Origin of the sequence: Pseudoalteromonas sp. CF6-2, from assembly GCF_021729425.1 — a bacterium.
GTDB lineage: Bacteria > Pseudomonadota > Gammaproteobacteria > Enterobacterales > Alteromonadaceae > Pseudoalteromonas > Pseudoalteromonas arabiensis.
In genome coordinates, this window is the sequence record NZ_CP091442.1 from 532501 (window position 1) to 551093 (window position 18593).

Genomic DNA, 18593 nt, shown 5'->3' on the forward strand with positions numbered 1-18593 from the left:
CACAGCACTGTGCAAAATCGCAAGATGACGTATACGGTGTGACACCTGCCCGGTGCCGGAAGGTTAATTGATGGGGTTAGTTTTCGGACGAAGCTCTTGATCGAAGCCCCGGTAAACGGCGGCCGTAACTATAACGGTCCTAAGGTAGCGAAATTCCTTGTCGGGTAAGTTCCGACCTGCACGAATGGTGTAACCATGGCCACGCTGTCTCCACCCGAGACTCAGTGAAATTGAAATCGCAGTGAAGATGCTGTGTACCCGCGGCTAGACGGAAAGACCCCGTGAACCTTTACTACAGCTTGGCACTGAACATTGAACCTACATGTGTAGGATAGGTGGGAGGCTTTGAAGCAGAGACGCTAGTCTTTGTGGAGCCGTCCTTGAAATACCACCCTTGTAGTTTTGATGTTCTAACGTTGGTCCCTGATCGGGATTACGGACAGTGCCTGGTGGGTAGTTTGACTGGGGCGGTCTCCTCCCAAAGAGTAACGGAGGAGCACGAAGGTTGGCTAAGTACGGTCGGACATCGTACGGTTAGTGTAATGGTAGAAGCCAGCTTAACTGCGAGACAGACACGTCGAGCAGGTACGAAAGTAGGTCATAGTGATCCGGTGGTTCTGAATGGAAGGGCCATCGCTCAACGGATAAAAGGTACTCCGGGGATAACAGGCTGATACCGCCCAAGAGTTCATATCGACGGCGGTGTTTGGCACCTCGATGTCGGCTCATCACATCCTGGGGCTGAAGTCGGTCCCAAGGGTATGGCTGTTCGCCATTTAAAGTGGTACGCGAGCTGGGTTTAGAACGTCGTGAGACAGTTCGGTCCCTATCTGCCGTGGGCGTTTGAGAATTGAGAGGGGTTGCTCCTAGTACGAGAGGACCGGAGTGAACGAACCGCTGGTGTTCGGGTTGTCATGCCAATGGCACTGCCCGGTAGCTACGTTCGGAACTGATAAGCGCTGAAAGCATCTAAGCGCGAAGCAGGCCTCGAGATGAGTTCTCACTAGACTTTTAAAGTCTCTGAAGGGCCGTTGAAGACTACAACGTTGATAGGCAGGGTGTGGAAGTGGTGTGAGCCATTAAGCTAACCTGTACTAATTACCCGTGAGGCTTAACCATACAACGCCAAACGCGTTTTATGATTTACATCCATGTAAATCACTAAAGCCGCACTGCGTGCGTTAAAATCTGTTCCAGACAGATTTTTATGACAGCGTAACAGACAGAAGTTAGTATACTAAAGTAGATTTACGATTATCAGATTTCCGAATTTTAGTTAATTGCTAAGGCGATTAACAAACAGAATACGCTTGGTGACAATAGCGTTTTGGACCCACCTGACCCCATGCCGAACTCAGTAGTGAAACGAAACAGCGCCGATGATAGTGTGGCATTTGCCATGTGAAAGTAGGACATCGCCAGGCTCCTAATTAGAGAAACCCGATTCGAAAGAGTCGGGTTTTTTGTTGCCTGTAGAAAAATAAAACACCCAACCAAGACCCTACTACTTCTATCCTTGTAGGCATAGTGTGGCATTCGCCATGTGAAAGTAGGACATCCTACTGCGTAGCGCACCATGGCTCCTAATTAGAGAAACCCGATTCGAAAGAGTCGGGTTTTTTGTTGCCTGTAGAAAAATAAAACACCCAACCAAGACCCTACTACTTCTATCCTTGTAGGCGTAGTGTGGCATTCGCCATGTGAAAGTAGGACATCCTACTGCGTAGCGCACCATGACTCCTAATTAGAGAAACCCGTTGCAGCAATGCAACGGGTTTTTTCGTATGTGGTCGTGATTTTACATCGCGCGCTACCCGCGAATAAACACCCCATGACGCGGAATAAACCCGCTGCTACGCGATAAGCTCGCCCCAACACGTGTGTCGTCGCGATTTTACATCGTGCGCTCTATGAGCGAATAGACAGCTAATGACGCGGAAAAATCCGCCCAAGACAATGAAGCCGTTGCAGACAAGCTGCGGGTTTTGTGTGTCGTCGCGACTTTTCATCGCAGTAGTTAACGTAGCAGTATTAAATTCGCTCACTACAGCCAATAGGAGTGGGGGTACTATTCACCTTGCTTCTGCTCGGCTTTGGCAAGCTGAATATATTTGGTTTCAACTAGTTGAGATAAGGGAACGAGTTCATAACCTTGTTTTTCTAGCTCAGGTAAGGCTTCTTGTAAGAAAGCAACGGTTTCTGGGTAAGGGTGGGCTATCGCTATTGCATAATTAAAGTGTTCGGCTTTAACTTTTAGTTCTTCAAGCTGCTGTGTCAATTGCTGTGTTGTCACTACGTTATCAAGAAATACATGCCTTGAGACATTTGCTACACCGTAAAAGTTAGCGGCATTTTGTGCTTCGCTTTGACTTGTTGTTCGGCTATCTAAAAAGTACAAACCACGTTTTTTTAAAACTTCCATGGTCCATTTCATGGGCTCTGTTAACTGTGTTAGCTCGGATCCCATGTGATTATTTACACCTTTTACCTGTGGAAGCGATGCAAGTGCGTGCCCAAGTGTGGCTTGTAATTCTGACTTGCTCATCGATTCAGTGAGAGCGCCAGGTCCAAGTGCTTTGCTATTATCGAGAGCCTGCATAGGAATGTGTAGTAAAAGTTCTTTATTTATTTTACTGGCGCGTTCAGCAAACGTTTGGGCATAGGGTGTATGGGGCAAGACTGAGAAAGTGACCTGCCCCGGTAAGTTTAAAATATCAAGATCGCGTTGGTGGTAGCCTATATCATCAATGACGATAGCAATTTGTTTTGCAGAGCAAAACATTGGCAAACATACTGCGAGTAGTAACCCTTTTAATAACTTCACTTGTTGTAATTATTTTTTCCATGTAGGCACTCACTTACTGCACGATTAAGAGTTGCTGGGCAGTGAGTTGTTTTTTATCTTGTCTATCAAGTAGTGAGCTGAATAAAGCTAACTCTTGGATGTTTTTTATTATAGCGTCTTGGTTAATTTCTGAAAGCATTGTTTGATTTATACTCACATCAGGTGTGACTCCCTTTCCTTCTATTGACTGACCCGTTGGGGTGTAATAGCGAGCAGTCGTCAATTTAAGTGCTGTGTTGCCATTACCTAGAGGGATGAGTGATTGTACCGAGCCTTTACCGTAAGTTGTCTCTCCGATTAGTGTTGCTCGTTCATTATCTCTAAGGGCTGCTGCTAATATTTCCGCTGCAGACGCTGAGTTTTCATTTATCAATACCGCAATGGGGGCGCCATTTAGGATATCGCCATCATGCGCTTGATAATGTTGGTTTGCTTCATTAAATCGACCTTTGGTTGAGACGATAACTCCGGTATCCAAGAATAAATCAGATACTTCAATGGCACCCTGCAATGTGCCTCCAGGGTTATCACGCAAGTCGATAATTAGTCCTGATAGTGGAAATCCGTTATTCATCTGCATTTTTGCTATTTCACGCGCAACATCGTGCAGGGTATGGTTGTTGAATGTATTGATACTTAACAGAGCAACACCGGTGTCTGCAAGGTAGCCCTGCACGCTTTCTAAGTTGATTTGTTGGCGTTTGATAGAAAAACTGAGCCAGGTATCTTGTTCACGTAAAACTGAAACATCTACCGCTGATTGACCACTTTGTTGAATAAGCTTTGTTATTTCACTCATACTTTTATTAGCGATAGGCTGTTGATTTATAGCAATCACTTTATCGTTCTCTTTTAATCCTGCTAGTGCAGCGGGGGAGTTGCTAATAGTATTAACAACAACGACATGTCCTTGCTCTATTTTTACTTCTATGCCAATGCCTGTGTAGCGGCCGCTCGTACTGCTAAAAATGGCGTCTAGTTCTGTTTCATCTAAGTATTTTGAGTAGGGGTCTAAGCGCTCAAATAAGGCTTCAATTTGTTGATTATCGGGTTGAGTAATAAAGGTATTCTGTAACTTGAGATCATCCACATAATAGGTATGTATATTAAATAGAATTTCATTTAACTGCTGTGTATGAAGCGCTTTAAGTGATGGTTTAGCATTGACCAAAGACGGTTGCAGCAATAAATATACGAAGGCTATAAGCAGTAGAAATGACAGCCAAGTGTATAGCTTGGCTGAAGGAGAGTATAATTTAAATGGGTAAGTCGTGTTTAGCATCAGCTGCTCCTCATAGGGTGCAGCTATTTAATCAATTAAATACGTCTGCACCATTTTACAGGATTTACTGCGCGTCCTTTATGGCGTATTTCAAAGTATAGACCAGGATCTGATTGTCCGCCGCTTTGGCCAACTAAGGCTATAATTTCGCCTTCTCTGACAAGATCGCCCACATCACGAAGTAAAGTTTGGGCGTGGCCGTATAAGCTCATAAAACCATCGCCATGATCAATAGCAATCACCCAGCCAAAACCATTTAACCAGTCTGCATAGACAACTTGCCCATTTTGCACGCTTTTGACATCACTACCTTCTCTAGCGCCAATGAGAACGCCTTTCCAGTCAATATTACCGTGTTTACGCTGTCCAAAGCTGTAACGAATTTTTCCTTTTGTTGGCCAGTCAAGTTTGCCTTTACTGTTTTGCAAGCCAAGTAGCTCAACCTTTTTTGAGCGCTCTCTTTCTAACTCTTCTATGGCGGTGATAAGCGTTTGTTCATTTTCTTTGAGGTAATCAATTGAGCTTTTTGTTTCTTTTAGGGCTGATTGTAATTTGTTGAGGTTGCTCTTACGGTCTTGTTGCGCGCTGACAAGTGCTTGTTGTCGCGCCTTTTGCTCGTTATGTAATTCAACAAGACGCAACTTGGTTTGCTCAAGTTCTGCTTGGTTATCCGCAATTTTGATTTGTAGCGCCTTAAGCTCTTCAAGCTGCGCTATTCGTGCTTTATTTAAGTAGTTATAGTAACTGAGTGTGCGCTCAATTTTTGCCGTGTCTTGTTGGCTTAAGAGCATTTTTGAATAATCATGGCCACCAGACATATAAGCACTTTTTAGTTGGGCTGCTAGCACAGCTTGACGTTCAGCTTGCTCTTGCTTTAATTGTTTGGCTTTATTTTGAAGTTTAGCTTGTTGTTGCTCGTTCTCTTTAATTGATTGTGCAGCGAGATTCAGCGCTTTTGCATTTTTAGCTATTTCTAACTCGTGGCTACGAAGTGCACTACGCATGTCAGAAATAGACTTCCTCTGTCCTTTAAGGTTAGCTTGCGATTTTTCTAAAGCTGATTGAATTTCGGATAGGTCTTTTTTGGTTTGATCTTCATTAGCAGCAACTCCTGTTCCTGCTAATGAAGCCAGTATTAAACCAGTTTTTAGGAAGTGGTTAATACGTTTTCTCATTGTTTATTTCAGCGTCATAATTGGTTTGCCAGTCATTTCGCTTGGCTGCTCAAGACCCATTAAGTGAAGCATTGTTGGAGCAACGTCACTCAGTGTTTTACCATCGTGAGCTGTCGCGTCACGGCCCACGTAAATAAAGGGAACTGGTTCACTGGTATGGGCTGTATGTGCTTGACCCGTTGCAGGGTTGGCCATTTGCTCGGCATTACCGTGGTCAGCTGTAATTAACGCTTCACCACCGTGCTCTTCAAGTGCAGAAATTACACGGCCTATACAGTGATCAACTGCTTCACATGCTTTGACAGCCGCTTCGAATACGCCTGAGTGTCCAACCATATCGCCGTTAGGGTAGTTACAGATAATGGCATCGTATTTACCGCTGGCAATTGCTTCAACAAGTTTATCGGTTAGCATTTCTGAGTTCATTTCAGGTTGCAGGTCGTAAGTTGCCACTTGTGGTGATGGGATTAGTTCACGAGTCTCGCCAACAAATTCATCTTCACGGCCGCCACTAAAGAAAAAGGTGACGTGTGCATATTTTTCTGTTTCAGAGATGCGCAGTTGCGTTTTACCTTGCTTCTCGAGCCATTCACCTAATACGTTCGTTAGAGGTTCTGGTGCGAATGCAACAGGGGCTTTAATATCGGCAGCGTACTCTGTCATCATTACAAAACCACTAAGAGCAGGAGCTTTCTTTTTTTCAAAACCATCAAAGTCAGCGTCAACAAACGCGCGGGTCATTTCACGAGCGCGATCAGCTCTGAAGTTGGCAAAAATAATTGTGTCACCATCGTTAATTTCTACTGCTGATTGGCCATCAGGCACAATTGTTGTTGCCGCGACAAATTCATCATTTTCATCACGTTCGTAGGCAGCTTCGAGTGCGCTCACTCCGTCGCTAAAACTGTGACCTGCAATACCACTCACCATAACATCATAAGCAGCTTCGACACGATTCCAGCGGTTGTCTCTATCCATTGCATAGTAACGACCCACTAAGGTTGCTAAGCGGCCACAGTTCAGTTTTGCAAATAGTGCTTCAATTCGCTCAATAGAGGCTTTTGCACTGCGTGGTGGCGTATCACGACCGTCCAAGAAAGCATGGAAATATACTTCTTTGGCACCGCGCTTCGCTGCAAGCTCGATAGTAGCAACGATATGATCTTCATGGCTATGAACGCCACCTGGGCTTAAAAGTCCCATGATATGAACAGCTTTACCTGCGTTGACTGCTTTATCGATGTTTTCAACAAGAGCAGGGTTGTGAGCGAACTCACCATCTTCAATCGCTTTAGTGATACGCGTAAAATCTTGGTAGACAATGCGGCCAGCACCCAAGTTAACATGACCCACTTCTGAGTTACCCATTTGCCCTTGCGGTAAACCAACATCAAGGCCAGACCCTGAAATGAGTGTATGAGGACGCGTTGCCCAAAGTTCATCGAGTACAGGGGTATTAGCAGCAAGTATTGCATTACTTTCTGTGTCTTCACGGTATCCCCAACCGTCTAAGATCATTAATACCAATGGTTTTTTATGCTCTGTCATTATCGCTCCTGAAGATTGGCACTTATATACCATTAGCATACCGTGTTTTATGGTTTTGATCAGCTATCAATATGTCATATTAAAATATTTCACGCTCTAGTATTTTCGATTCAAGCACGTATACTTGCGTGGCATATTTTAATAACCCCATGGTAAGTCGCCGTGGTCGTAGATATCTTAGTGGAAAACGCATGGATCAATACATTGAATTTGTCGGAAATCATCCGATATTGAGCATTATCTGGCTTGCATTGGTGGCAATGCTTATCAGTAGCTGGTTTAAAAGTAAATTTTCAGCAATTCGTCAAATTAATCCACAACAAGTGACTTTGTTGATTAACCGTGAAGATGGCCAAGTTGTTGATATTAGAGCTCAAAAAGAATTTAACTCAGGTCATATCGCTGGAGCAACACACCTAAGCTCAGAAAAGGCAAAACAATCTGATTTTTCAAGCCTTGAAAAGTTCAAGAGTAAACCCATTATACTAGTATGTACCACGGGCATGACCGCCTCAGGTATCGCAACTGCAATGCATAAAGCAGGATTTGAACGTGTATATGTATTATCGGGTGGTATGGGTGCTTGGCAATCGGCCAGTTTACCAACGACAACCGGTCGCTAATAGCATCACGTAGCAGCCCAATAGAGGATTTATTATGAGTAATGTTGTTCTTTACACCAAGGCGTACTGCCCTTTTTGCCAACGCGCATTAGCTTTACTAGACAGTAAAGGTGTAAGTTATACGAACATTGACATTGGTGAGCATCCTGAACGTCGTGACGAAATGATCGACAAAGCCAATGGTGGTTATACAGTGCCGCAAATTTTTATTAATGATGAACATATTGGCGGTTGCGACGACATGATGGCGATAGAAGCACAAGGTCTATTAGACGCTAAGCTGAACGCTTAAAATTTATTATAAAAACGAATACAAGTTAGGAATTACAATGAACGAAGAAAACCAGAACGCAGCAGCAGAACAACAAGCAGGTGCTCAATTCACAATTCAACGTATCTATACAAAAGATGTTTCTTTTGAGACACCAAACTCACCAGCTATCTTTCAAAAAGAATGGACGCCTGAAGTTAAGTTAGACCTTGATACTCGTTCAAATAAGTTAGAAGAAGGTGTTTTTGAGGTTGTTCTTGCTCTGACTGTTACTGCATCAATCGGTGAAGAAACAGCTTTCTTATGTGAGATCCAACAAGCGGGTATTTTCACTATTGGTGAAGTTGAAGAAGTTCAATTAGCACATATGCTAGGCGCATTTTGCCCGAACGTATTGTTCCCGTATGCGCGTGAAGCAGTTTCAAACTTAGTTAACCGTGGTACTTTCCCACAACTTAACTTAGCGCCTGTTAATTTTGATGCATTGTTTGCTCAGTACATGCAACAACGTGCAGCTCAAGAGCAACAGGCTCAAGCAGACGCATAAGCAATGACTACAGCACAATCAGCTGTTACAGTTTTAGGGGCGGGGTCGTATGGCACCGCCCTTGCTATTTGCTTTGCCAGAAATGGCCACCCAGTGACTTTGTGGGGGCGAAATAGCGATGACGTTGCCACGCTTGCAGCTGAGCGAAAGAATCAACGTTATCTTCCTGATGTGGATTTTCCACAAACCCTTTCACTTGAATCTGATCTCGAAACGGCGGTTAAGGCCAGCAAGATTATTCTTGTGGTTGTGCCAAGCCATGCATTTGCTACAACACTACAGCAGATAAAGCCATGGTTGCAAGAGGGTGCCCAAGTAGCTTGGGCTACCAAAGGACTGGAACCAAATACAGGACGCTTATTGCAAGAAGTTGCGATGCAGGAATTAGGCGATGATATGCCGCTTGCAGTGTTGTCTGGGCCTACTTTTGCTAAAGAAATGGCGATGGGGCTACCTACTGCAATTTCTGTGTCATCAACATCCAGTGACTTTGCAAAGCAACTTGCCGAGTTATTGCATTGTGGACGCTCTTTTAGGGTGTATAACAATGACGATTTTATTGGTATTCAGCTCGGTGGTGCGGTTAAAAATGTTATTGCGATTGGTGCCGGTATGTCGGATGGCTTTGGTTTTGGTGCCAATGCGAGAACTGCGCTGATCACTCGTGGTCTTGCAGAGTTATGTCGATTAGGCTGTGCTTTGGGTGCTCGCTCAGATACCTTTATGGGGATGGCAGGGTTAGGTGACTTAATTCTAACCTGCACAGATAACCAGTCGCGTAATCGACGCTTTGGCTTAGCACTTGGCAAAGGTGAAGGGGTTGAAGCTGCCATAGAATCAATTGGTCAAGTGGTTGAAGGTTATCGAAACACGAAAGAAGTGTATTTGTTAGCTGAGCGTACTGGTATTGAAATGCCAATCACTGAGCAAATTTACAAAGTGTTGTACGAAAACAAAAATGTAAAAGAAGCAGCAATGGCGCTACTCGGACGTGAACAAAAATCTGAGTAGGTTATAAAGAGCAACTATAGACATTAAAAAGCGCGATTTTATATCGCGCTTTTGTTTTTAAGTTAATTGCTTAGTCAATTTATTTTTGATGAATTCATTGACTTGCTCGACATTGAGCGGCTTACTGTAGTAGTAACCTTGCTGACAGTGACACCCCATTATGTGCAGCATGTACGCCTGCTCTTGTGTTTCAATTCCTTCCGCAACAACGTTAATATTCAAATACTTTGCTAGGCGGACAATCGTCGCTGTGATATTTCTATCTTGTTCATTTTTAGCAATATCTCTGACAAATGACTTATCAATTTTCAACGTATCGATAGGAAAACGTTTTAAATAGCTTAACGATGAATGTCCCGTGCCAAAATCATCTAGCGCTATTTGCACACCCAGCGATTTAATACGCCTCATTTGCTGCTCTGCAAATTGTGGGTTTTCCATCATAGCACTTTCGGTTATTTCAAGTTCTAAGCATGATGCTGGCACATCAAACTTAGCTAAGTTATCAACTAATGTATCGATTAGATTACTTTGCTGAAAGTGTAGGGCAGAAATATTAATCGCGACCTTTCCAAAGGCAAGATTTTGATGTCGCCAAGCTGCGAGTTGTTTTAGTAACTGCGCGAGTAGTAGTTGGGTAAGGGGGATAATCGCGCCATTTTGTTCCGCTAAAGGAATAAATTCATCAGGGTTAATTAAACTTCCATCTTCTTGGGGCCAACGAACTAAGGCCTCAAAACCATACAAACGGTTGTGTTGAGCATCATATTTAGGCTGGAAATAAAGTTCGAACTCATTGTTAGTAATAGCCTTGAATAACGCACTTTCTTTTGTGAGCTCTGTTGGGTCGAGGGTATGACGCTCTTTATCAAAAAACTGATATGTATTTCGGCCTATTTTTTTTGCATGATTTAAGGCGCTGTTAGCGCTGCGCATTAGATTTTCGCAGTTATACGCGTTCTCAGGGTAGATTGCGATTCCACAGCAAGCGGAAAGAGATGTTTCGAAACCATCAAGCATAAAAGGTGTTTTAAATTGTCGAAGTACTAAATCAGCGGTTTTTTTTGCAAAGAAAATGGTTTTATCGGAGTAAAGGTAGGGAGGGACTAAAATTGCAAACTCATCAGCGCCTAATCTAGCAATAGTAAAACCTGAGTTAAGTGCATTGGTAAGTCTACAAGCGACTTCCTTTAAAAGCATGTCGCCTACTGTATGACCAAGTGAATCGTTAATTTTTTTAAAGTTGTCCAGATCTATAAATAAAATGAGAAGGCTCGGGTATTTGTCATTGCAGGCGTTGATTGCTTTATCTAACGACTCTATAAAAATAGTGCGGTTTGATAACCCTGTAACCGTGTCTTTTGTGGTGAGTCTAAGCATTGTCCGCTCATGGTTTTTACGTGCAGTGACATCAGCAAATAAACCTACATAGCGAACAAATTGCCTTGGAAATTTAGGTGTTGCCACTTTGGTAATACACAAATCAAGTGCATATGGCTGACCATCTTTGCGTAAGTTCCAAATTTCACCTGACCAATAACCATCTTGTACTAACTCTTGTTGGATCATTTGTTCGAGTTGCCGATCTCTGCCATCTTTAGTGAGGGCTTTAAACTCCTTGCCCATGACATCTTCTTTACGATAACCCGAAATTTCACAAAACGTGTTATTCACTTCAATGATTTTGAAGTGTTCATCACTGACCCAAATCGCATCTTTCGACTGTGATAGAAGCGCATCAATTAACATCATTTTTTGACTTTTTTGATTATGAATAACGGCAATAAAAAGCCCAATGATGGCCAGTAGGATAAGAAAGAGTAGAAGAGGGATACTGTTAGATAAGTTTGATGCGATTGATGATGCAACGCTAACAGAATGTTGCATCATTAAAGTTATGCTGAATAAAACAGTAAAAAAGCGCATCTAGACTCGTCTTTAGGAACAGGCTTAACTTATTTAGGTTAGTTCATAAAAAAGGGTCGCGCTAAAAAATTAATGAATTTTTATTAGATACGTTTATCAATAACTTATTGGCCATTCACAAAACCCAGCTGACGCCAAGACTCATAGACAAATACGGCCACTGAATTAGATAAATTCATACTTCGACTGTCTTTTTGCATTGGAATCCGTACTCGTTGCTCTTTAGGCAAAGATTGAATTAGTTCATCAGGTAAGCCGCGGGTTTCAGGACCGAATACTAAACAATCACCAGGTTGATATTGGGCTTGGTGATGAAACTGACTGCCTTTCGTCGTGCAAGCATAAACTTTTTTAGGCTGACACTTCTCAAGATAGGCTTCGAAAGAGGCATGACGTTGCACATGACTAAATTCATGATAATCAAGCCCTGCGCGTTTTACACGTTTATCATCCCATTCAAACCCAAGTGGTTCAATAAGGTGTAAAGCGTAACCTGTATTTGCACATAAGCGAATGATATTACCTGTATTAGGTGGGATCTCAGGTTGGTACAACACAATATCAAGCATTTGAATCTCATTTTTAAACAATATGATCTGCAGCTGAGTATACACGAACTAGAATAAAAAGATGATATACTCAAGATTGATAATATCTAAAGGTAAGTTGTTGTGAAACATCGTAGTTATGAGTTTTGGGTCAGAACCGCCAGTCTTGTTACGATTATGATGGTGAGTTTGATGATTGCTGCAAAGAGCTGGGCATGGCTAGCCTCTGGCTCTGCGTCTATGTTGGGCTCGTTAACCGATTCATTGATGGATATCACAGCATCCCTAATGAGCTTTTTGGTACTTGGCTATGCGCTGCGTCCTGCTGATGATGATCATCGTTTTGGTCATGGCAAAGCAGAGGCTCTTGCGGGGCTGGCACAAGCTGCTTTTATTGCCGGCTCAGGCTGCTTTTTAGCATTTCATGGGATAGAAAGGCTGATCAACCCTGTTACGCTAAAGCACTCAAGTTTAGGTATTTGGGTGAGTCTATTTGCGATAGTATGTACCTTAGTTGTGGTATTTGTGCAAACCAAGGTGATTAATCACACTGAGTCAATCGCTATTAAGGCAGATTCAATTCACTACAAAGGCGATTTAATTCTTAATCTCGCGGTATTAATCGCGATACTGTTAGCTAAGTATGGCATGACCTATGCCGATCCCCTTTTTGCCATTGGTGTGGCTGTTTACTTACTTTATAACAGTTGGGATATTGCCCGTGACAGTGCCGACCACTTAATGGATAAAGAGCTACCTGATGAAGAAAAAGCGGAAATTCTGAGTATTGTAAATAGCCATAAAGAGGTGTTTGGCGCTCACGATATTCGTACACGCCAAGGTGGTAAAATTAAATTTATTCAGATGCACTTAGAGCTTGAAGACAACTTACCCCTTATTCGCGCACACCAAGTTGCAGATGAAGTGGAGGCGATGATAAAGGCTTATTTCGACTGTGAAATGGACATATTAATGCACTTAGATCCGCTTTCTGTCGTTAAAAAGCCACCTTACAGAGAATCGCAAAACTGATAAAAGTCAGTGAGCACAGCGTGTCTTATCTCATCTCGCTCGAATAACAACTCATGGCGTGCATGTGGGTAGCTTTTTAAGCGTGCTTTTTTTTGCCTATGTGTGAGCGCAAATTGTGCGGCGTTATCAACAACGGTGTCTTGCTCTGCACTGGCAATGAAAAGAGGGATCGACACTTTTCTGTCTACGAGTGTGGCAATGAAATCAAAAGAGGCGTTTAGCCAGCCATAGGTCACGCCACCTAATTGTAAATCAGGCTCTGCTAAGTAAAGCTCTCTGAACTGTTTATACCTCACTTCACTGCTTGTGAGCTCATTTACGGCAAAGTCGACGGGTAAATAATTGTTTTGTCCAAACGCATAACTGCGGCCAAGGCCAATTAAAGAGGCTATTTTCGCGGCAAGTTTAGCAAGGGGTTTTGGGGTGCCTTTGGTATAAATATCAAACATAGGTGCTGATAAAAATGCCCCTGAAAATGTATGTTGATAACGTGACAAGAAGTCATAAGCAATCGCACAGCCCATAGAATGGCCAAGTAAAACCTGTTTGCCTTGCCAGTGTGTTTGTACCACTTTTTCGTAGAATGTAGCAAAGTCGTCAGCGTAATCGCTAAAACGGTTTACATAGCCTTTATGTGTGTTTTTTAAAAGGCGGTAAGAGCGTCCTTGGCCTTGATGGTCAACAATAAAGACGGCATAGCCATTATGGTATAACTCCCACAAAAGCTCTTTATATTTAAATAATGACTCGATACGACCACTGCTAATTATAATTGCTGTCGTTGCTTGCTGTGGAATTGCAAACCCATAATATAAAGTGCCATAACGGGTCGTTAAAAAGTCTTGTTGTAACTGCTCTGAAAAAAACGTGTTTATTTTGGTTGTGTTATTAGTAAGGTTGGTTTCATCACTATAAAACATACTTAGCTCTTTATTGGCAGGCGAATTTTAACGCAAAGCCCGCCTTGTTCTTGGTTTTCGAGTATGAGCGTACCATCATGGGCTGAAATTGCATTTTTGGCAATCGCAAGCCCTAAACCTGTACCTCCTGTATTTCTATCCCTAGCATGCTCTTGACGAAAGAAAGGTTCGCATAATCTTTCAAGGTTGGCTTCATCAACCCCTTTACCGTCGTCACAAATGGTAATGTAAATCGCATCAGATTCAGACAGTATTAGATGAATGTGTTGAGTAGCATATTTAATTGCATTACGTAGCACATTCTCAAGTGCACTGGCGATGAGTGTTTCATCACAAGGCACTTCTTTTTCAATTTTTCCCTCAACGCTGAGGTGCTTATTACACTGGTTTGCCTCAAAGCGAACATCATTTAAAACATGATCAATAATAACCTGTATCGACTGTGTACTTAGCGATAAAGTCTGACTTTTTGCTTCAAGGCGAGATACCTGTAAAACATCTGCAATCATTTTATCAAGCTGATTCGCCTCTTTTTCAATACGCTCTAAATAGGCTTGTTGTGCATCTTCTGCTTGCATCTGTGCAAGGCCTGTTGCCATTTTAAGACGCGTTAACGGAGAACGTAACTCATGAGAAATATCTGCAAGTAAACGTTTTTGCGCACTAATTAATTGCTCAAGCTGTGTTGCCATTGTATTAAAGTCGCGCCCTAATACGCCCAACTCATCTTGTCGTGAATTAGAGATATCAGCACGTGCCGTTAAGTCGCCATGTGCAAGCTTATTGGCTGTTTCTTTAAGGCTGTTGATAGGGGCTATCAGATTGCGGCTAAAGAAAAAGCTCAACATAAGTGAGGCGATTACCGCAATAATGATTTTTAACCACGTTGGCATAAGCCAAAGACCAACAAAGAAGGGCTTTTTACGTTTTTCATCTATTTCATAAAGGAAAAATGTTCCTTCTGGCACATCGATTTTTACAGGCCCATAAGCTTGGTATTCATCGGTAAAGATAATTTGTGGTGACATACGCTTGGTAAAGTTTAATAAACTTAAGTCTATGTCCTTAGAAATAGGCTCACTGAGCATTTCTACACCATGCACTTCACCATTTAAATACAATAACTTGTGTTTCGATAGGCGGGGATGTGAAATGACTTCTTGTGTTGATTTGCCATGTTTAGCCACAATACGCTCAATACTTTTTGCCGTATATTGCAAGTTTTTAAGCATGGGGCCGCGAAGCTCATCATTACCTACGTTGCTGGTTAATTTGCTTAAAAATACTAAGGTGGTAATTGTGGCGATAACCGTTACCCAAAACCAAGCAAAAATCTTTAAAAATAAATAATGACGTGGTTTTTTAAACCAATCAGGTGTCTTCATATTACTCGCCTTGAATCAACACATAGCCGCTACCACGCATTGTTTTAATACGTTCATTATTTACATGCTCAGCAATTTTTTTACGAATATTGCTGACGTGCATGTCGATTGAGCGATCAAAGGGAGCAAGGCGTCTGCCGAGCACTTGTTCGCTTATTTGCTCTTTACTTATGACTTCTCCTGCATGCTGAACTAGCATGGCCAAAATCTCGTACTCAGTGCCTGTCAGACTCAATGTGTTTTCATTCACAGAGGCTTCGCGAGTGGCAAGGTTAATATGAATGCTATTTACACTTAGGGAGCTTGTTTGCTGCTGCGATAAGCTATTAATGTGTTCAATACGACGAGTTATCGCTTTTACGCGAGCTAGTAACTCTCTGTGGTTAAAGGGTTTAGGGATGTAGTCATCAGCACCGAGCTCTAAGCCAAAAATACGGTCGAAGTCTTCGCCTTTAGCGGTCAGCATAATAACAGGCGTGAGCTTTTTCTGACGAAGTTGTTTTAACACTTCAAAGCCGTCCATAGATGGTAGCATGACATCAAGTAAAATAAGTTCGTAATTGTGATTAAGAGCGTGCGCTAAGCCTTCAGCACCATCATGAAAACAATCTACTGCAAACCCTTGTGCGGTTAAGTACTCGCTGAGTAGTTCGCACAACCCTGTATCGTCGTCGATCATTAATAGTTTCATTCTGACACCTACTTATTCGTTTCTATAAGGTTATTCTACTTAGTAAATTGTGTAAAAGTGAATCTTTACATAACCTTTACACTGGTTTGCGTTCCTTTGCATTGAACTTTGTATAGTTAACTCATCAGCTCAAAACAAGCATTGAGCACAACCCAACAAAAGGTAATGATTATGACTATTTCAAATAAGCTTTCTAAATTCGTATTTGTTTGTGGTTTAGCAGCAGCCAGTGTTGCTGCAACTCCTGTTATGGCAAAAGGGGATATGCACCGTGGCATGAACCCACACGCGCGTTTTTTATTATCTGAGCGTGGCATTGATAAATTACAACTGACTGAAGATCAGCAAACGCAGCTAAAAGCTATTTTTGCTGAGCAAAAAACGCAATTTAAAGCACTGCATGGTGATAAAGAAACCATGAAAGCTAATCGTGCGGCTTATAAAGAAAAGATGGATGTGCTTCTTGCAACTCAAGCGTTTGATGAAAATGCAGCAATGGAATTGATTAAAGCGCGTGAAGAAAAAACACAACAAGCTGCTTTGATTAAACTAAAATCAGAGCATGCTATTTGGCAAGTTCTTAATGCTGAGCAGCGTGAAAGTTACAAAGAAATTAAAAAGCATATGCGTAAAAAAGCCCACAAGAAAGGTCAACATCGTCCACATGGCGAGCGCAAAGATAAACGTTCAGACAGTAAATAATTAAAAAATGCGGCTTAAATGCCGCATTTTTACATTTTGAGCTTGAAAACTATTCTTTAAAAAACGAGTCATCATTTTTAGCAAGCATGGCTTCGATATCCTCAATCATATCTTGGTTTAGCTCATTGGCACTGCTAATAGGGCTCGATATTTTATTATTCTCAAACGACCATTCACCTAGATCAATGAGCTGGCAGCGTTTTGAACAAAAAGGGCGGTGCGGACTGTGTTCTGACCATTCGACTTTTGCTTTACATGTTGGGCAGTTTACAACTGTTGGCATGGTTTTCTTCTCAATTAAGCTTATGCATTTTAGGTGATCTTACTAAAGCTCAGCGTGAGAATCGAGTCACGAGTTAAAAACTCGTCACACGATTTACTTCAGCCAAAGAGGTAACACCATCTGCTGCTTTTTTTAACCCCGACAGTCTTAAGTTATTAAAGCCAGATTTAAGCGCCACCTCTGCAATTTCAAGCGAATTACCACCACGCATAATAATTTGCGCTATTTCAGGTGTGATCTGCATAACTTCATAAATACCAACACGGCCTTTATAGCCTTCGGTACAACTGTCGCACCCTTTAGGTGCAAATAATTGAATTTCACTTAATGTGTCTTTATCAAAACCTTGGCGAATAAGCTCTTCATCGGGGAGCTTTTCTGGGGTCTTGCATTTAGGGCATAAACGACGCGCTAGACGCTGTGCAATGATAAGACTAATTGAGCTTGCTACGTTATACGCAGGCACACCCATATTTAATAAACGGGTTAAGGTTTCTGGTGCCGAGTTAGTATGCAAAGTAGATAAAACCAAGTGGCCTGTTTGTGCTGCTTTGATTGAGATTTCAGCAGTTTCAAGGTCACGGATCTCACCCACCATAACCACATCGGGATCTTGTCGTAAGAAGGCTTTCAAGGCATTGGCAAAGGTCATATCTGCTTTTGGATTGATTTGCACTTGGTTAATGCCTTCAAGATTGATCTCAACGGGATCTTCGGCGGTACTGATATTGCGCTCAGGCTGGTTGAGAATATTTAAACCAGTATAAAGCGATACGGTTTTACCAGAACCCGTTGGGCCGGTTACCAATATCATACCTTGTGGTTGCTCAAGGGCATCCATGTAGAGTTTTTTCTGCTCTGGTTCATAACCGAGTACATCAATACCGAGCATGGCACTTGATGAGTCGAGAATACGCATAACGATTTTCTCGCCCCAAAGAGTTGGTAAGGTACTGACACGAAAATCGATACTTTTTCGCTCTGTTATTTTTAGTTTAATGCGACCATCTTGAGGTTTACGTTTTTCTGCAATATCTAAGCGAGACATCACTTTGATACGTGCTGATAAACGACTTGCTAAGCTATTCGGCGGACTGGCCATTTCATGTAAGATGCCATCAATACGAAAGCGCACTCGATAGCGGTGTTCATAAGGTTCAAAGTGTAAATCGGATGCGCCTTTTTTAATGGCGTCCATCAATATTTTATTGATGTAGACGATGATAGGGGCATCGTCTTTGTCTTCATCACTGCCTGAAATATCTTTAGGTTTTTCAGTTTCTAGATCGCCCAGTTCTTTAAATTCATCTTCGCTTAAGTGCAGACCACCTGTTGCATCCAGCAGTTGTTCTATTTTATTTTCTAACTGGTTGTAATCAACCACTACCACTTCACATGATAACCCTGTACTAAATTCAAAGTTTTCAAATGCGCCGTAGTCAGTAGGGTCAGAGGCTGCAATATAAAGTTTACGGCCCTTTTTAATGAGCGGTAGAATGTGATGTTCGCGAATTAGCTTTTCTTTTATCAGCTCTTCACTGATAAGCGAGACATCAAAATCTTTAATATCAAAATAAGGAACGCGAAAAAGATCGGTGCACTGCTCCGCAAGCTCATGGCCATCAATCTGGCAGCTTTTAGAAATAAGCTCAGCCGTAGAGTTATATTCACGCTGCTTGAGTTTTACTGTTTCTGCGTCAATACGGCCAAGAGTAATAAATTTTCTAAGTAACGGTGAGTTAATATTCATTGCGCACCTTGGTTGATCCTTTTTTTGTCACAATCTATCAGAAAAAAGAAGGGT

At 42.2% G+C, this 18593-nt stretch carries 17 protein-coding genes and 2 rRNA genes (1 of these 19 running past the window's edge); 8 read left to right on the forward strand and 11 right to left on the reverse strand.

The window, feature by feature from the left end:
* Nucleotides 1–1119 (forward strand): 23S ribosomal RNA (locus tag L3Q70_RS02535) (it extends 1766 nt beyond the left edge of the window).
* A gap of 190 nt (nucleotides 1120–1309) precedes the next feature.
* Nucleotides 1310–1424, forward strand: a 5S ribosomal RNA gene (rrf, locus tag L3Q70_RS02540).
* A 644-nt stretch (nucleotides 1425–2068) separates the two neighbouring features.
* Here rrf and L3Q70_RS02545 read toward each other — a convergent pair.
* The 4 genes from L3Q70_RS02545 to gpmM form a co-directional block, all read right to left on the reverse strand.
* Nucleotides 2069–2782 carry a divergent polysaccharide deacetylase family protein gene (locus L3Q70_RS02545; protein ID WP_062570050.1) on the reverse strand — a complete coding sequence of 238 codons (714 nt, stop codon included), beginning with the start codon at nucleotides 2780–2782 and terminating at the stop codon, nucleotides 2069–2071.
* Between the two features lie 76 nt (nucleotides 2783–2858).
* Entirely contained in the window at nucleotides 2859–4127 is a 1269-nt protein-coding gene (locus L3Q70_RS02550; protein ID WP_062570051.1) for a S41 family peptidase, read from the reverse strand.
* 35 nt (nucleotides 4128–4162) lie between these two features.
* The gene (locus L3Q70_RS02555; RefSeq protein WP_237114805.1) at nucleotides 4163–5302 is read right to left on the reverse strand and encodes a peptidoglycan DD-metalloendopeptidase family protein; all 1140 of its coding nucleotides are present in this window, start codon (nucleotides 5300–5302) and stop codon (nucleotides 4163–4165) included.
* A gap of 3 nt (nucleotides 5303–5305) precedes the next feature.
* Entirely contained in the window at nucleotides 5306–6850 is a 1545-nt protein-coding gene (gene gpmM, locus L3Q70_RS02560; RefSeq protein ID WP_062570053.1) for a 2,3-bisphosphoglycerate-independent phosphoglycerate mutase, read from the reverse strand.
* A gap of 191 nt (nucleotides 6851–7041) precedes the next feature.
* On the opposite strand from gpmM, the gene L3Q70_RS02565 reads away from it, so the two are divergent.
* The 4 genes from L3Q70_RS02565 to gpsA are packed head-to-tail and all read left to right on the forward strand — an operon-like array spanning nucleotide 7042 to nucleotide 9302.
* Complete coding sequence (locus L3Q70_RS02565; protein ID WP_062570054.1) at nucleotides 7042–7473, forward strand: rhodanese-like domain-containing protein; 432 nt, start codon at nucleotides 7042–7044, stop codon at nucleotides 7471–7473.
* Between the two features lie 34 nt (nucleotides 7474–7507).
* Nucleotides 7508–7765, forward strand: coding sequence for a glutaredoxin 3 (gene grxC, locus L3Q70_RS02570; RefSeq protein ID WP_062570055.1), 258 nt, complete (start codon nucleotides 7508–7510; stop codon nucleotides 7763–7765).
* A 37-nt stretch (nucleotides 7766–7802) separates the two neighbouring features.
* Nucleotides 7803–8291 carry a protein-export chaperone SecB gene (gene secB, locus L3Q70_RS02575; protein ID WP_062570056.1) on the forward strand — a complete coding sequence of 163 codons (489 nt, stop codon included), beginning with the start codon at nucleotides 7803–7805 and terminating at the stop codon, nucleotides 8289–8291.
* A 3-nt stretch (nucleotides 8292–8294) separates the two neighbouring features.
* Entirely contained in the window at nucleotides 8295–9302 is a 1008-nt protein-coding gene (gene gpsA, locus L3Q70_RS02580; protein ID WP_062570057.1) for an NAD(P)H-dependent glycerol-3-phosphate dehydrogenase, read from the forward strand.
* A gap of 57 nt (nucleotides 9303–9359) precedes the next feature.
* Here the strand turns inward: gpsA and L3Q70_RS02585 are convergent, their stop codons facing one another.
* Both L3Q70_RS02585 and trmL read right to left on the reverse strand, forming a co-directional pair.
* Complete coding sequence (locus L3Q70_RS02585; RefSeq protein ID WP_167346350.1) at nucleotides 9360–11192, reverse strand: GGDEF domain-containing phosphodiesterase; 1833 nt, start codon at nucleotides 11190–11192, stop codon at nucleotides 9360–9362.
* Nucleotides 11193–11332: 140 nt separating this feature from the next.
* On the reverse strand, nucleotides 11333–11797 hold the full coding sequence (gene trmL / locus L3Q70_RS02590; RefSeq protein ID WP_054550977.1) for a tRNA (uridine(34)/cytosine(34)/5-carboxymethylaminomethyluridine(34)-2'-O)-methyltransferase TrmL: 465 nt from the start codon (nucleotides 11795–11797) through the stop codon (nucleotides 11333–11335).
* 102 nt (nucleotides 11798–11899) lie between these two features.
* Here trmL and L3Q70_RS02595 point away from each other — a divergent pair, with 102 nt between their 5' ends.
* Nucleotides 11900–12808, forward strand: a complete 909-nt coding sequence (locus L3Q70_RS02595; protein ID WP_237114806.1) for a cation diffusion facilitator family transporter — start codon at nucleotides 11900–11902, stop codon at nucleotides 12806–12808.
* On the opposite strand, the gene L3Q70_RS02600 is transcribed toward L3Q70_RS02595, so the two are convergent.
* The 3 genes from L3Q70_RS02600 to L3Q70_RS02610 are packed head-to-tail and all read right to left on the reverse strand — an operon-like array spanning nucleotide 12787 to nucleotide 15804.
* The gene (locus tag L3Q70_RS02600; RefSeq protein WP_237114807.1) at nucleotides 12787–13728 is read right to left on the reverse strand and encodes an alpha/beta fold hydrolase; all 942 of its coding nucleotides are present in this window, start codon (nucleotides 13726–13728) and stop codon (nucleotides 12787–12789) included. The two genes, L3Q70_RS02595 and L3Q70_RS02600, sit on opposite strands and share 22 nt — an antisense overlap.
* Nucleotides 13729–13730: 2 nt before the next feature.
* On the reverse strand, nucleotides 13731–15113 hold the full coding sequence (locus L3Q70_RS02605; protein WP_083515341.1) for an ATP-binding protein: 1383 nt from the start codon (nucleotides 15111–15113) through the stop codon (nucleotides 13731–13733).
* A 1-nt stretch (nucleotide 15114) separates the two neighbouring features.
* On the reverse strand, nucleotides 15115–15804 hold the full coding sequence (locus tag L3Q70_RS02610; protein WP_062570060.1) for a response regulator transcription factor: 690 nt from the start codon (nucleotides 15802–15804) through the stop codon (nucleotides 15115–15117).
* A gap of 171 nt (nucleotides 15805–15975) precedes the next feature.
* Here L3Q70_RS02610 and L3Q70_RS02615 point away from each other — a divergent pair, with 171 nt between their 5' ends.
* Nucleotides 15976–16506: a Spy/CpxP family protein refolding chaperone gene (locus L3Q70_RS02615; protein ID WP_062570061.1), complete on the forward strand. Its 531-nt coding sequence runs from the start codon at nucleotides 15976–15978 to the stop codon at nucleotides 16504–16506.
* A 49-nt stretch (nucleotides 16507–16555) separates the two neighbouring features.
* Here the strand turns inward: L3Q70_RS02615 and yacG are convergent, their stop codons facing one another.
* Nucleotides 16556–16789, reverse strand: a complete 234-nt coding sequence (gene yacG, locus L3Q70_RS02620) for a DNA gyrase inhibitor YacG (RefSeq protein WP_062570062.1) — start codon at nucleotides 16787–16789, stop codon at nucleotides 16556–16558.
* Nucleotides 16790–16862: 73 nt separating this feature from the next.
* Nucleotides 16863–18539, reverse strand: coding sequence for a type IV-A pilus assembly ATPase PilB (gene pilB, locus L3Q70_RS02625; RefSeq protein WP_062570063.1), 1677 nt, complete (start codon nucleotides 18537–18539; stop codon nucleotides 16863–16865).
* Nucleotides 18540–18593 lie beyond the last annotated feature (54 nt).

Bases quoted from the DNA above. Each gene is read 5' to 3' on its own strand.
- L3Q70_RS02545 (WP_062570050.1), bottom strand. From the start codon at position 2,782: ATGTTTTGCTCTGCAAAACAAATTGCTATCGTCATTGATGATATAGGC.
- L3Q70_RS02550 (WP_062570051.1), bottom strand. From the start codon at position 4,127: ATGCTAAACACGACTTACCCATTTAAATTATACTCTCCTTCAGCCAAG.
- L3Q70_RS02555 (WP_237114805.1), bottom strand. From the start codon at position 5,302: ATGAGAAAACGTATTAACCACTTCCTAAAAACTGGTTTAATACTGGCT.
- gpmM (WP_062570053.1), bottom strand. From the start codon at position 6,850: ATGACAGAGCATAAAAAACCATTGGTATTAATGATCTTAGACGGTTGG.
- L3Q70_RS02565 (WP_062570054.1), top strand. From the start codon at position 7,042: ATGGATCAATACATTGAATTTGTCGGAAATCATCCGATATTGAGCATT.
- grxC (WP_062570055.1), top strand. From the start codon at position 7,508: ATGAGTAATGTTGTTCTTTACACCAAGGCGTACTGCCCTTTTTGCCAA.
- secB (WP_062570056.1), top strand. From the start codon at position 7,803: ATGAACGAAGAAAACCAGAACGCAGCAGCAGAACAACAAGCAGGTGCT.
- gpsA (WP_062570057.1), top strand. From the start codon at position 8,295: ATGACTACAGCACAATCAGCTGTTACAGTTTTAGGGGCGGGGTCGTAT.
- L3Q70_RS02585 (WP_167346350.1), bottom strand. From the start codon at position 11,192: ATGATGCAACATTCTGTTAGCGTTGCATCATCAATCGCATCAAACTTA.
- trmL (WP_054550977.1), bottom strand. From the start codon at position 11,797: ATGCTTGATATTGTGTTGTACCAACCTGAGATCCCACCTAATACAGGT.
- L3Q70_RS02600 (WP_237114807.1), bottom strand. From the start codon at position 13,728: ATGTTTTATAGTGATGAAACCAACCTTACTAATAACACAACCAAAATA.
- L3Q70_RS02605 (WP_083515341.1), bottom strand. From the start codon at position 15,113: ATGAAGACACCTGATTGGTTTAAAAAACCACGTCATTATTTATTTTTA.
- L3Q70_RS02610 (WP_062570060.1), bottom strand. From the start codon at position 15,804: ATGAAACTATTAATGATCGACGACGATACAGGGTTGTGCGAACTACTC.
- L3Q70_RS02615 (WP_062570061.1), top strand. From the start codon at position 15,976: ATGACTATTTCAAATAAGCTTTCTAAATTCGTATTTGTTTGTGGTTTA.
- yacG (WP_062570062.1), bottom strand. From the start codon at position 16,789: ATGCCAACAGTTGTAAACTGCCCAACATGTAAAGCAAAAGTCGAATGG.
- pilB (WP_062570063.1), bottom strand. From the start codon at position 18,539: ATGAATATTAACTCACCGTTACTTAGAAAATTTATTACTCTTGGCCGT.